8 protein-coding genes are annotated in these 13682 nt (G+C 39.4%); 1 reads left to right on the forward strand and 7 read right to left on the reverse strand.

Annotated elements, in window-relative coordinates:
• The first annotated feature begins 296 nt into the window (after positions 1-296).
• A complete protein-coding gene (locus HQN83_RS23475; protein WP_173093918.1) occupies positions 297-2105 on the forward strand; it encodes an alpha-L-fucosidase in 1809 nt (602 codons plus the stop codon).
• Between the two features lie 249 nt (positions 2106-2354).
• Here the strand turns inward: HQN83_RS23475 and HQN83_RS23480 are convergent, their stop codons facing one another.
• The 7 genes from HQN83_RS23480 to HQN83_RS23510 form a co-directional block, all read right to left on the reverse strand.
• The gene (locus tag HQN83_RS23480; RefSeq protein ID WP_173093920.1) at positions 2355-3362 is read right to left on the reverse strand and encodes a PKD domain-containing protein; all 1008 of its coding nucleotides are present in this window, start codon (positions 3360-3362) and stop codon (positions 2355-2357) included.
• Between the two features lie 43 nt (positions 3363-3405).
• Positions 3406-4755 carry a hypothetical protein gene (locus tag HQN83_RS23485; protein WP_173093921.1) on the reverse strand — a complete coding sequence of 450 codons (1350 nt, stop codon included), beginning with the start codon at positions 4753-4755 and terminating at the stop codon, positions 3406-3408.
• Between the two features lie 67 nt (positions 4756-4822).
• On the reverse strand, positions 4823-6535 hold the full coding sequence (locus HQN83_RS23490; protein WP_173093923.1) for an alkaline phosphatase family protein: 1713 nt from the start codon (positions 6533-6535) through the stop codon (positions 4823-4825).
• A 41-nt stretch (positions 6536-6576) separates the two neighbouring features.
• Positions 6577-8190 (reverse strand): DUF5008 domain-containing protein, encoded by a 1614-nt coding sequence (locus HQN83_RS23495; RefSeq protein ID WP_173093925.1) that lies wholly within the window; start codon positions 8188-8190, stop codon positions 6577-6579.
• Between the two features lie 63 nt (positions 8191-8253).
• The gene (locus tag HQN83_RS23500) at positions 8254-8967 is read right to left on the reverse strand and encodes a hypothetical protein (protein WP_173093927.1); all 714 of its coding nucleotides are present in this window, start codon (positions 8965-8967) and stop codon (positions 8254-8256) included.
• Between the two features lie 23 nt (positions 8968-8990).
• On the reverse strand, positions 8991-10511 hold the full coding sequence (locus tag HQN83_RS23505; RefSeq protein ID WP_173093929.1) for a RagB/SusD family nutrient uptake outer membrane protein: 1521 nt from the start codon (positions 10509-10511) through the stop codon (positions 8991-8993).
• 22 nt (positions 10512-10533) lie between these two features.
• Positions 10534-13677, reverse strand: coding sequence for a SusC/RagA family TonB-linked outer membrane protein (locus HQN83_RS23510; protein ID WP_173093931.1), 3144 nt, complete (start codon positions 13675-13677; stop codon positions 10534-10536).
• Positions 13678-13682: the final 5 nt, after the last annotated feature.

Below are 13682 nucleotides of genomic sequence, written 5' to 3' on the forward strand. Positions count from 1 at the left end.
TGCAGTTAGAAACTATTGTCAAATCACAGGGAAATAACTAGGAAATCACTGAATTGCGTACCGCTTGCTAGGGGGTTGGATTGGGGTTTCTAGTTATTTCCCAGTGATTTCTCAATTACTTATAAAGGCTTACCTACTTTACGTTTATTTATAGATGTACTCGCCTCTTTAACAGGAAAAAACATGTCTTTTAAAGACAGCTTTGCTAATAGATGACTTAAATGATTTCGTTATCTTAAGCCCTTCAAAATGCACCGCATTTTGGTAACCTAAAAACCTAACAAAACCAACCACAAATGAAGAAAACTTTTTTAAAGTTAAGTATGCTCGTCGGCCTGATTTTGCCGTACGCAGCAAGTAATGCACAGGTTAAAGAAGGCCTTACCGCCAATGCTGAAGAACCCGAAGCCATCAGAGATGCAAGAATGCGATGGTTCAGAGATGCCCACTTTGGCATGTTTGTACACTGGGGACTGTACAGTGGTGCAGCCGGAGAATGGGATGGCAAAGATTACGACGGCTGTGTTGAATGGATTCAAAACATGGCAAACGTACCAGCTGATGTTTACGAAGCTCGCTTAAAACCTCTTTTTAAACCGAAAAAAGACTTTGCCAGAGAATGGGCAAAAACAGCTAAAGATGCTGGTTGCAGATACGTTATTTTCACCAGCAGACACCATGAAGGTTTCGCCCTGCATGATAGCAAAACCACCACTTTCGATGGAATGGATGTAACTGGCAGAGATTTGTTCCGTGAAATTGTAAACGCTTTACATGAACAAGGGCTTCGTGTAGGGGTTTATTTTTCATTGGTAGATTGGCACCATCCTGATGCTTACGTAGAGCATGGTTTACCCGCACCTGCAGGTGTAAAAAATGACACTCGCGATAATGCTAAATATGTTGAGTATATGCACAAACAAGCGGAAGAGATGTTCTCAAACTATGGCCCTATCGATGTGGTATGGTGGGATTACAGTTCTAAAGAGATTCAGGGTGAAAAGTGGGGTGCTAAAGATTTAGTGGCCATGGTGAAAAAGCATCATCCAAACATCATTATGAACAACCGTTTGTATGCTTTTGAGCACAATAGCGAATACACTCGTGCAAACGGAGATTTGGTAACGCCCGAACAGTTTATCCCGGAATCGGGTTTTAAGGGTATGGACTGGGAATCGTGCATGACCATGAACGGTACCTGGGGATACAGCAAAAACAACCAGCGCTGGCATACAGAAACGGAATTGGTTCATAATATGATAGACATTGTTTCTAAAGGCGGCAACTATTTGCTAAATGTTGGCCCTATGGCCGATGGTACTATTCCTGCAAAAAGTATAGACTTAATGCATGGCATCGGCAGCTGGATGAACGTAAATGGAGAGGCTATATATGGCTCCAGAGCCAATACTATTGGCAAGGTTAATTGGGGTCGCATTACTACCAAACCGGGCAAGTTCTTTTTACACGTATTTAACTGGCCGGAGAACAACAAATTACACGTTCCATTTGCTCCGGATAAAGGGGTGATACCTCAGGCATATTTCCTTGCCGATGGTTCTAAAACTCCATTAAAGGTAGAAGCTAACGAACGTGGTTTGTTTATAGATGTAAGCAATAAGGCGTTTAAAAATGATGCTGCAACTGTTATAGCGTTAGATGTTACAGGAACTTCTCTTGTTGCTCAGGGTATATTTCCGGAGGAAGATGGTTCATTTAAATTATTGGCAGGTGATGCAATATTGACAGGTGGTATCGCCCTGTCGGTTGGCGAACAGGCAATATTACACAGCTGGACTGCTCAGGATGCTACCGTAGCATGGAATGTGAATGTTACGCAGCCGGGTAAATACAAAGTGATTCTGAGCACTGCTTGTACGGATGCTTCGGCAGGATCTAAGATTGCGGTTAGCTTGGGTAAAACCACCCTTCCGGGTGTAGTTAAAGGCACGGAAAACAGCTGGGGCGCGTATAAGGATTGGGATATGGGAACGGCCGTGATTTCTAAAAAAGGAACGAATACGATATTGGTGAAGGCGATTACTAAACCGGGTTTGGGAGTTATGAATTTGAAGAATATAAGGCTTGTGCCGGTAGGGAAGTAGTTAGGTCGGTAAGTAATTTATCGCCGTCCTGAATAATACACTCGTCATCCTGAATTCGTTGTGCCGGCGAAGGCCGGTATCAGGACCGCGCATCTGCAAGGCCACCTTTCTCTTGAGGGGTCCTGAAATAAATTCAGGATGACGGGTGTAAAAAAGACGAGTGTAAAATACAATAGCCTGCTCATTAATCATGATGCAGGCTATTGTATTTATTAATAGGGATGATTTGTATTTAATAGAATCGCGTACTTAATCAACTCTGAACAAGCGCCATTCCGACGCCTGAAATATCGAGATATTGCCCCAATTTGCAGTAACATACCAACGGTAATAAGGATATGCTTTAGTGTTTTCGAAAGCAAAAGCTCTTACTTCATTCCTATCGCTGAATTCTACTGTTCTGGAATCTAAAACATCCCATACTTCGCCATCCATTGATCCTTGCAGGGTCCAGGTTTTTGGATCTCTAACCTTTTCATCATTACCAGTAGTTATTGAATATACTCGAACAACCTGTGGAGCCACAAGCGTTTGCTTCATCCAGAAGTTGGCATTAAAACCTCCCGAAAAGAATTTGGTGCCATTGTCACCGTCAATAAGTTTTAGCGATCCCTCTCCTCCAAATGGTCCATTGCCATTTTCATTAGACACAGCTAATGTAGCCCCTTTAGTTACATCGCTGATTCCACCAAACGACCCTATCATCTTTTTCAATTCGATTGTAGAGCCTTGTTCGGTAGTTACATTAAGTGTAACTGTTTCTATCTTTCCTTCGGTTATTTTCTTTATTGGAGAAGCCTCTGTTGAAGTAGTTTTATCGGCAAAAGTCCATTTGAAATCTTTAAAAGCAGTTGCTGATACAGCAGCGAATTTAACATTACCATCAGCAGTTGGTTTTGCCTGAATGGTCAATATTTTCTCGGGGCTGATGTTTATGGTCATTTCCTGTTGGGCAACATAACCTTGTCCATTTTCTACCCTTAGCAATACCTTAAATATACCTGCGTATAAGTAAGTATGTTTGGCGGTTGGCACTATTGCGACACTATCGTCGCCAAATGTCCACCTGGTACTTTTTGCATTTAGAGATGTACTCTTAAATTCAAAGGTGAAGGCATTATTTGGATCGCGGATAATTTCGGCCACGGCTCTTGGTTTTGGCTCTTCGGGCACAGCTTTAGCTACTTCTTTATCTTTACTACAGGAGAAGGCAAGTAACATTAAGCCTAACACTCCTATTTTATATATATGTTTCATATCAATCACGGATTAAATCATTTTTAAGCTTTATCTAAAACAACTATGGTTTTTTAAATACGCGGAACTCTGCCATCTGGAAATAATAATCGCCTTGGTTTTTAAGAACGTTTAATCTGTAATAGCTAAATGCCTTGGTATTAACAAAATCGAATGTTTTGGTTTCATTATAATTTTCAAATACTTCGGTATTGCGTTCATCCAGTACTACCCACGATATCCCGTCATTAGAGGCAGAAAGGTTCCATATTTTCGCATCTCTAGAATGCATATCTTCTGCACATGTGATACTATAGCTATTTATTACTATTGGCTGATCATATTTCAATTGAGCCCATAACCGTGAACCCATTTCTGCTAAGAATTTGTTAAAGTAATTGCCATCTACCAACTTTGGAGATCCTTGCGAAGCACCCGGTCCATTCGGATTGTCCATAGAAACTGATAACTGACCTGCGCTTGTTACGTCAGCAGAAAGCAGTGCCGCAGGATCAAGAACAACAGTAATTGTTTTATTTTCCGGATTAATCAGGTTTTTGGTGACGTTGGTTAAGGTTAGCGTTAATGCCAGTTTTTTTGTCACATTATCTCGTATTATCGGCATATAAACGGTAATCGCAAATTTCGCTGTATTTTGACCAGGAAGAAACTTAGCAACCTTATCTAATCTATAGTTTTCAGGAGCTAAAGCAATGGCGTTTGCAGGTAATTTACCACTTGCTACCATTGCAGGTATATTGCTTCCGCTTCCTTCTATAGTTGCATCAAAGCCAACACTCTCACCCAAACCATTAAGTTGTAAAGTAAGTGGAATAGCTAAGCCTTCGGCATTTTGACCGAACTCTCCTCCACCTGGAATATTAACTATTCCAGATGTACCGCCCTTAAAGGTAACGTAGTGGATATCCTCTAGTGTTAGTATTTTTTTAGTATCCAATACTACTACAAAGCTCTCTTTTGATTGTTGTACAGAATTACCCTTGCTTGGTGATGATAATTTAACTGCAAAGGCAACTTGTTTTCCAAAGTTCTTTTCTAGAACACTGGTTGCAATGGCTACCTTAAAAGTGGTTTTCTTCTCGCCATAAGCAACATTAACTACCGCAGGAGCATCATAAGTTCCTACTGGTAAGGCTATGGTATTTTGAAGTGTGCCGTTCTCTATTAGGGTAGTAATGGTATCCTGATTTTCCTTTAAATCTATCTCGAAAGCATTGCTTGCCGGGATAGAAAGTAAAACATCCAAAGAAACCCACACTTTAGATTTATCCTTTACTACCTCTCCTACTTCTGGTGATGCAGATACCTTTACACTTCCTGTTGATTGAATCCCAAAATCGTCGAGTTGATTGTTCTTGCAGGCACCACCTAACAAAATTAAGGAGGTTAGCATGCAGATAAGGGATTTGCTATTAATCATTTTAATTTTTTTCATCAGTATATAATTTCTTTATACAACCTTATTGATCTAACCAAACTCTACCGTCTAATTTCCAGCTCTCTTGAACAGGTATTCTTAGCCAGCTTAACAGCTGCGTAGTCATGTCCATATTTCTGGGTACAGTAGCTCCAAAGTCTGAAGCACTTGGCGCACACATCAGGTCGCTGAATTTAGCCCACTCATAATTGCCTTGTATTTTGAAATCGCTTCCGGCAGCACCTTTATCTTTAAAGACATTACCTGAGCCATCGGTACACGGCCAATAGCCAAGCAAATAGTCAAAAAACGGATGGTTTTCGTCGATCTCAGTATCGCAAGAAAATTGGCTGATTACTGATGCAGGTAGCGCTACTTTCCAAATCCTTACATCGCTTACAGTACCGTCCATTATTCCATGGCCATCACCGGCCAAAACACCTAATGTAAGTGGCTCATTGCTATCAAAATCTCCCCAATCAGTCACATCTCTTTTATTGTTCTCTTTCCCATCTGTATAAGTTGTGATAATTATACGGCCACCCTCATTTGAACGGACAAAAGCAAGCGTATTCCAGTTACCATCACTTATTGATCCGCCAAGAACCTGATCTGCTACTTTATCAGTTCTAATATTTAAGTGCCAGTTGTTGTTCTCGAGGTAAATTACCCAACCCTTTGTAGGCCAGCCTCCAGCCCATTGAGGCCTTTTACCGATAACTGATGGCCAGGAATAACGGTAATTTCCACTTGGCCCCGGATTCTTTTTAAGCTTTAATTCGACAGAAAAAGGTGTTTTATCTCCGAAATTAAATAACTCAGAATTTAAAGCCGTTGCTCTAACACCGTCATTTACATTTCCATGAAGCCTAACACCCACTCCATTATACTTATTGCCTAGAAATGGTTTATTTAATATCCTTACTGAATATTTAGGATTATAGATAATGGTAAACGTATTTACTTTTGGGTTACTGAAAACAGTTTTATCATCTTGCTCAACAGGGATTTGATAGGTGCCGCCATTGTTTGACACGACAACAACCAGCCAACTTTCGTTTGCATAGTTTGGTCTGCTTTTTAATGCCTCAAGCATTTCTCCTACTTCAGTATCAAAGCGTTGTATTGCGGCCTTGTATTGAGGTTTACTTACATCATAGCCATGTTCTGCTCCGGCCTCTCCTATTTCTTTAAACTGACCTACAATAAAAGAAGCAGTATCAGTTTTTAAAGAGTTTACAATTCCAGCTTTTACTCCTTCATCGTTACCCGGTGTTTTACTTACATCTACCCCTGCATTTAGTTTTTCGCTAAACATTGGTGTAGCAGCAAACGACACAATTTTAGCATTTGGTTTGGCAGCTTTAATGCGGCTAAAAATTAAGGGATAGTCCTGAAATTGACTTTTACTGAAGTCATCCCCTATCACTCCGTGTTTACTTGCCTTAACTCCTGTAAGTAAATCTGTCCAGTTTGTTCCGCTTTCCGGATTTTCATCATCAGCCAGTGAATTCCACGAGTAAATAGAGTTACGCAATAGCGAACTTATTACGGGTGTTCTGGCATCTCTTACAGAAATACCTCTCGCACCGTCGGCAATTAGCAACAGTACTTTAGGATTTCCGAATGCTATGGAAACACTGTCGGTATAAGTTTTATTAGGTATTTCTCTTTCAAAGTCTTTATTGCAGCCCGTCATCACCATAAACAAGGCAATGAGTAAGGCCGGATATAATTTGAATTGATTTTGTTTCATCTTTAAATAGTTAATGGTTTATATAAATTCCAATTCAATGATTATTCTAATGTTACGCGGATTATATTCTGAACAGGTGCATTATCGAATCTGTTAAACTGACCTATCAGCAGTAAGGCGCGTTTACTATCGGCAGACACTGTTTCTATTACGTCATTTAATGATCCGTTAAAGAGTCCGGTAGCATTGTACCCTTCAGCTAATTCTCCATTTGGATTTAAGATCATAAATCCGTTGCGAGTAACGTTTCCGTATTTTTTAAAGTCGCCAAATACTACAATCAGACCATCACTGAGTTGTTTGGCACCATATACATACCCTTCAGTAATTGTTTTAGCTACAAAGCTTTTGTCTTCTGTACCATCGGCATTAAGCATTACGATTCCGTTTGAAGGGGAACCATTAAATGTTTTGAAAGTACCTGTGATTAAATATTTACCTGTGGTTTCGTTGTAGGTTACTGAGCTTATTGTTGAGCTTGCTCCTGAGCCAACATTAAAACCGGCATCTTTTGTACCATCGGCATTAAGCCTGATGATATATGGAACCGGAGCATCATCAAATGTGGTAAAAGAACCAACAAGTACCATTTTACCGGCATTTGTACCTGCCTTGGTATGCATATAACTTATTACAAAACCATTTGCCCCGCTTAAGCCTTTACCTGTACCTGCGTTAAACCTATAGGTTTTATCCAAAGATCCATCGGGATTAAGACGAACAATCTGTCTGATTTCTGTACTATCCAAAATGACTGAATCTTTTGTTTGGTAAAGATTCGGCTTATCGTATCTGCGGGAGATGTAGTACCTAAAATCGCCAGTTGCTGTGATTTTATCCTGGTAATTGTAAATTTTAGAGATGAAACCGTTGGTTCCGCCATTGAACCTCGGAAAGAACTTAATGGTTTCTGGCTTGGTTGGTGGATTAAACACCTTAATCCCTACGGTATCAATAGTACCATTGGTGTTTAATCTTGTTATGTTACTGATGTTTTCCTTTCTTTGGTTGTATCCGGAAAACCCACCTGCTATGATAAACTGATTACCGACAGCAAGCATATTTGACAAATAACCATTTGAAGCGGTTCCAACACGTAGGGTTCTGTCTATATCTCCGTCTAAAGATGTTCTTACCAATCTATTGATAGGCACAGCAGTTCCTTTATTGTCGTAGTTTGTAAAACCACCAACAAAGTAATACTTTCCTTCATCAAGTTTCAGCGCCGCAGCTACAGGTCCATTTGTGCCATTAACGACTCTAAAAGTAGGATCGAAGTTAATCAATCCCTTCACTTTAAAATCAGGTCCAAATACAATGTTCCCACCTATTAGTATTGAAGTAACCCCTGAACTTGCCGTTTTGGGTACTTTTACTGAAATACTGGTTTCGGTAATCTCCGTTACATCGGCCTTTTCGCCATTAAACATAAAAACAAGTTTGTCTTTATATTGCTCAAGACCAGTGGCAAGAATGGTTACAACGGTACCAGGCTCGCCTTCTTCAGGAACAGGCTTTTGTGTTTCATTAATTTTAATTCCAAGAGCTGGTTTCCCGTGTTGATAAGGAGGATCAAACACCTCCTTAGATTTTTTACAGCCACCTATAATAAAGATAGTTAGCGCAAAAATTAATACTTTAAGATTTGACTTCATATGAATTAGTTTAGATCTGTATTTTTTATCTGGATAAATATTATCGATTTCATACCTGATTAATTATTTAGAACGGATGACATCATTTAGAAAACCGACATAATCTATTCCGAATGGGGCTCCATTGTAAATGAGGGCATGAACTACACCATTATTGGGCTGAATATCTGATGAGGACAAATAGTTGATAACCCAATTATCTTTCGGCTTGGAAACATCAGGAACATAATTTAAAATCAGTTGTCGGTAGCCCATGTACTTAACTCCGTTGGCCTCATTATAAATTACCCCCATGTTATAAACAGCGCCCTCATAAGAGAGGTAATTTTGGCCGGGATAAATTGGCAGTACCGCTAAGTCAATCTGTGGAACATCTGCCAGTTTAATTTCACCTTTAAATACATAGCGCAACATAAATTTTCTCCAGATTTCTGGATTTATGTCAGTGAAGTTCTTAACGGTATCTTTGTAAAGTGCATACAAATAAGGGTTCAAAGTTTTTATAGTTTCTTTGATAACCCTATCATTAGGGGCGAAGAAGGTTATATTTTCCTTTTTAAACACATCCTCAAGACCTGCGATTTTAATGATTTGTGCGACTGAATCAAATTCTCTAGGTTTTGACTCAAGGAATTGAAGAATATCTCCATTAAATTTTGCCTGTGCTTTGCCACCATCTCTATAATAATCATCCTTTGAACATGAGGCTAAGCCCAATACAAAGCATACCACTATAAAAAGGGACCCTTTAATATATTTTAGCATGTAATTTTTCATATCGTTTTCTTTTAAACCGGCCATTATTTACCTCCAGTTAACCAGTATGTATTTAAAGTCATGTATGGGTTGTTATTCCGCGCTGCCTCATTTATGGGCCATGTCCATCCCCCACGATTAAACTGATCGAGGGTTAGTGGGTTTGAAGTCCATGATCTGCTAAGGATTCTCTTTGTACGAATCAAATCGAAGTAATGGTGTCCTTCGCCAATTAATTCTCTTGAGCGCTCAAGAAATACGAAGTCTTTTACAGATCCTGATCCATCGTAAGGGGCTGCTTCTGCACGTGCTCTCACCATATTTACCAATGTTGTTGCTTCCGCATTGCGGCCGAGGTTTGCTTGTGCCTCAGCACACAATAAGATGGATTCTGCATAGCGGAAAACCAGAAAAGTATTATCGGGATTTACGTCTTGATTGCCGGAAGCATAAACGTTTTGACCATACTTTTGCATAATGAAGTCACCATCGTTTGCATACATGTTTTCGAACCAGGCTTCTTTACGCTTATCGGATTCTATTTCCGGATAAATCTGCTTCATGTATTCTGCTTTGAAATAAGCAAAACTAACTTGGAAGGATGTTTGAGGACGTTTATAGGGATAGTGTAAAAACATATCGCCAATGGATGCAAAGTTATTTACCGCATCGTTGTAGTTGATACTTCTGTAAAACTCAAACAAACTCTCATCGGATCTGCCTTTCATTACTAAATTCCAGTCTTTTAAGTCCAGCAATTTATAGGCTCCACTTTTTATCAGCTCGTCGCCAAGGCGTGCAGTTTCTTCCCAATATTTTGAGGCGTTTGCGCCATCAAATCCTGCATTCCACATGTTCATGTTCATCAACAAGGCAATAACACTTCCTTTACTGGCTCTAACACCTTTAAGGGCAGGATCTGAGAATGTCCATTGCATATCATTTACACTGCTTTTTAAATCAACAATGCATTTATTGAACACGGACACCATGTTTTCTCTTGGAGGTGCATCTGAATAAAAGGCCTTAGTATAATAAGGTACATCTCCATATAAACGAACCAGATAAAAGTAAGCCAGGCATCTTATGAACTTAGCTTCGCCTATGTACTGTTTGGTCTGTTTATCACTTAATGTTGGGATACCTTGTTCCAGATTAAAGACAAGGATATTTGCAGATTGTATTACCCGATAATAGGTTGTCCAATCTGTTAACGTGCCAAAGTTGTAGAAATCCCATGGCAATGGATTGCCATACAACAACTGTAAAAGATCATTTTTCCCTAGTACCTCAACAAAGCGTCGTGCCGGGGCCAAACTTGTATTTAACTGGTGCTTTACTTCGCCGGCTCTATATTCTCCGACTGCACCGGCATAATGAGTTGCATTAATTTTGGTGAAGAAGTTTCTGGACATGTCATATATCACGGTCTCTACATCTTCCTTGTTTTTGTAAAAGTTATTGCCCGTGAGCTTATCCAGTGGTGTAACATCCAGAAACTTTTTACAGCTAAACTGGCCAAGACCACATAATAAAAGCAGGGAACAAATTATATATTTTTTCATATCAATTTTATTATGTCAATAATTAGAATTCCACGTTCATACCAAAGTTGTAGGTGCGAGGCACCGGATAACCACCGGAAGCATCCCTTCCTAAAGCAGTTACGTTTTCCGGATTCGGGCCGGAATAAGGAGAAAATGTGATTAAGTTATTTCCGGATATATATGCTCGGAAATTATTAAGGCCGATCCTTTTAGCTAATTTTTTAGTGAACATATAAGAAAGCGTAACGCTGTTAAACTTAAGATACGAACCCTGTTCAGCCCATAGCGTTTGATCTAACCTGAATGGTTGGACAGCGCCATAGCGTGCATAATCATAAGCATATGGATATTTTGTTACATCACCAGGCTTTTTCCAGGTATCCAGATCATCAAGAGGAACAACCGCTCTTAAATCGAATGGATTGCTCATGATTCTGAAACGATCGGCTAGTGCATTATTTAGAATGGTGCGCAGTAAGGTAAATGAACCGTAAACATTTAGCCCCCAACCTTTATAGCTTAAATTGGTTGACAATCCACCTGTTACAACAGGCTGAGAATTTCCTGATATTTCATAATCTCGATTGTCAAGTACATAATCGCCATTTACATCTTTAAAGATTGGATCTCCTCCCTGGAAAAATCTTCCGCCAGTACTATAGGTTAGCCCTGTAGCCGGATCAACCGGAACGTTTTCAGTTGTAGAGTATACGCCTTGGTTTACACGCAGATAGTTAGACAAGGTATTCTTACCTACCCTGTACACAAGATGCTGCAAAGATTTGTCATCACCATCAAATCTGATGTATTGTCCGTTATACTCTGCTGGAAGCTTGGTTAAAATATCACGATTAATGGCTCCGTTGACAGATATAGACCAGTTAAAAGGACTACTTGTAGGAAGCGGCCTAACTGTTATTGCCAATTCATAACCATAATTTGCAATACCAGCATCGTTACTCAAAACTTTATCAAAAGCTACTGCATTGCTTAAGTTACTTTCAAACAAAAGATTGTCAACTTTCTTATAATAAGCATCAAAATTTAATTCGACTTTACTGTCGAATAGACCTGCATCAAATCCGAAATTGTATTGAGAAGTTGTGGTTGGTTTAAGCTTAGGATTTGGTACTTGCCCATAGTCAATTCCCATAGTAGGGTTGTTATTATAGGTGCCGGTATTTTGGTATAAACCATAAATGTTCGAAAGATTTGCTGTTGGTGAAACGTTACGGCCCCAGCTTAAACGAAATGCACCGTAGCTAAGCCACTCAATATCTTTAAGCCATTCTTCTTTGTTAAAGTTCCACCTTAATCCAATAGCTGGATTTTTAGCATAAGGATTTTCTAAGCCACTACCTGATGAACCATCTAAACGGTAAGAAAGGTCGATTACATATTTTTTCATGTAATCATATGAAAAGGCAGCTGCAAAAGATGCAAGACGAGCATTCTTAAAGTTGGTTAGAATACCTCCACCTGTTGAATAATACCCATCAAAACCTAAAGGCCCTTGTAATTGATCGTTTGCGGTTTTATTCTGAACAATAATGCCTGATTGTCCGGTAACTTTATACAGTTCATTGAAAACATTCGCAAAAATATTGTGCTTCCCATTAAATGTTTTAGCATAAGAAATGTTACTTCTGCTATACAAATTAGAACTGCGCCCGTTAAATGAATATACTCTGGCAAATTGCCTGTTAGCCGCAGCTGGTGTAAAAGTATCTTCATTGTCGGATGTAAAATCATAACTTAAAGTACTTGCAGCCCATAATCCCGGTAGCAGTTGATATTTGACATCAATATTAGCCCTGATATTTCTGGAATCGTTATTATTCAACGTTTTTAAAGCAGATACTGCACCCAGTGTAGATTGAAAGAATGAGGGGCCCGGCAATAAAGAAGAAGCCTGACCATTCTCTGCAACACCACTTTGAAGTAAGCCAACTCCATCTCCTTTATTTTGTTTACCAATTGAACCAAATACAGATGCAAAAAATTTCAATTTTGGAGTTGGGTTGTACTCCATGTTCATGTTCATATTGTACCTATCGAAACCGGTATTTTTAACTACCCCTGTTTCAGAGAAATAACCAACATTGGTTTTATAGTTAAACTTTTCATCACCACCATCGAATGCGAGGTTATGACTTTGGTTAAACGTGTTCTGATAAAATACACCTTGCCAGTTAGTAGAATTATTATAATAATCGTTCAAACTGTCTGTAAGGAAATATGTTTTTGATAGTTTATCTAAATCTTCCTGCGTTAAAGCATTGGCAAGAATGTGGTTTATTTTTGAGTTTCGCTCCGCGTTACCACCTAATGTTTCTCTAAGCTTAGGCGGTGTATTCATAAAAAAGTTAGAGGTGTAGCGTACGCGTGGAATCTTCGAATTCCCCCTCTTGGTAGTAATAATAATTACCCCATAGGCACCTCTGGAACCATAAAGTGAGGTTGCCTGCGCATCTTTAAGCACCTCCAGACTTGCGATGTCTTCCTGAGGGATTAAAGAAAGTGGGCTCACACCTGGTCCTTGTTGATTATAACCGTATTCAGCAGCTTTATCTGCGTCAATTGGCACCCCATCAATTACATATAATGGTGAGGTTGGCTGCAAAAAGGATTCGCTTCCGTTACCGGTTACTGCAAGTGTATTCAATCCACGAATAGTAGAGGTTCCTCTAAATCCGGGAGCTCCGGTGTTTACCTGTATGTTTAAACCGGCTACCTTTCCTTGCAATAGCTGCTCAACGTTTGAAACAGGAACATCCATAATATCCTTACTAGTGATGGTTGTAGATGATCCTGTACTGGTCTCTTTAGACCTCACCTGATAACCCCGCACAACAACCTCATCCAATTGGCTATTACTTTCGTGTAGGATTACGTTTACAGAGGTTTGTCCTGGTTTTAATTTAACCCTTGCATCGTTAAATCCTACAAAGTGAAACACCAAAGTACCTCCTTCATCTACATTTACAGAGAACATTCCTTTGCCATCTGTAGAACCAATTACTTTTGCCGGAGTACCTGAAAGTATGGTGGCACCCGGTATACCAAGGTTGGTTGCTTTTTCAATAACCACACCTTTAACTAATACTTTTTTAATTTGAGCCTGAAGATCACTGAACATCAGGCAACCAAATAAGATCGATAAAAAGAGTATTTTCTTTCTCATAATAT

The sequence above is a fragment of the Pedobacter foliorum genome (assembly GCF_013266735.1).
GTDB lineage: Bacteria > Bacteroidota > Bacteroidia > Sphingobacteriales > Sphingobacteriaceae > Pedobacter > Pedobacter foliorum.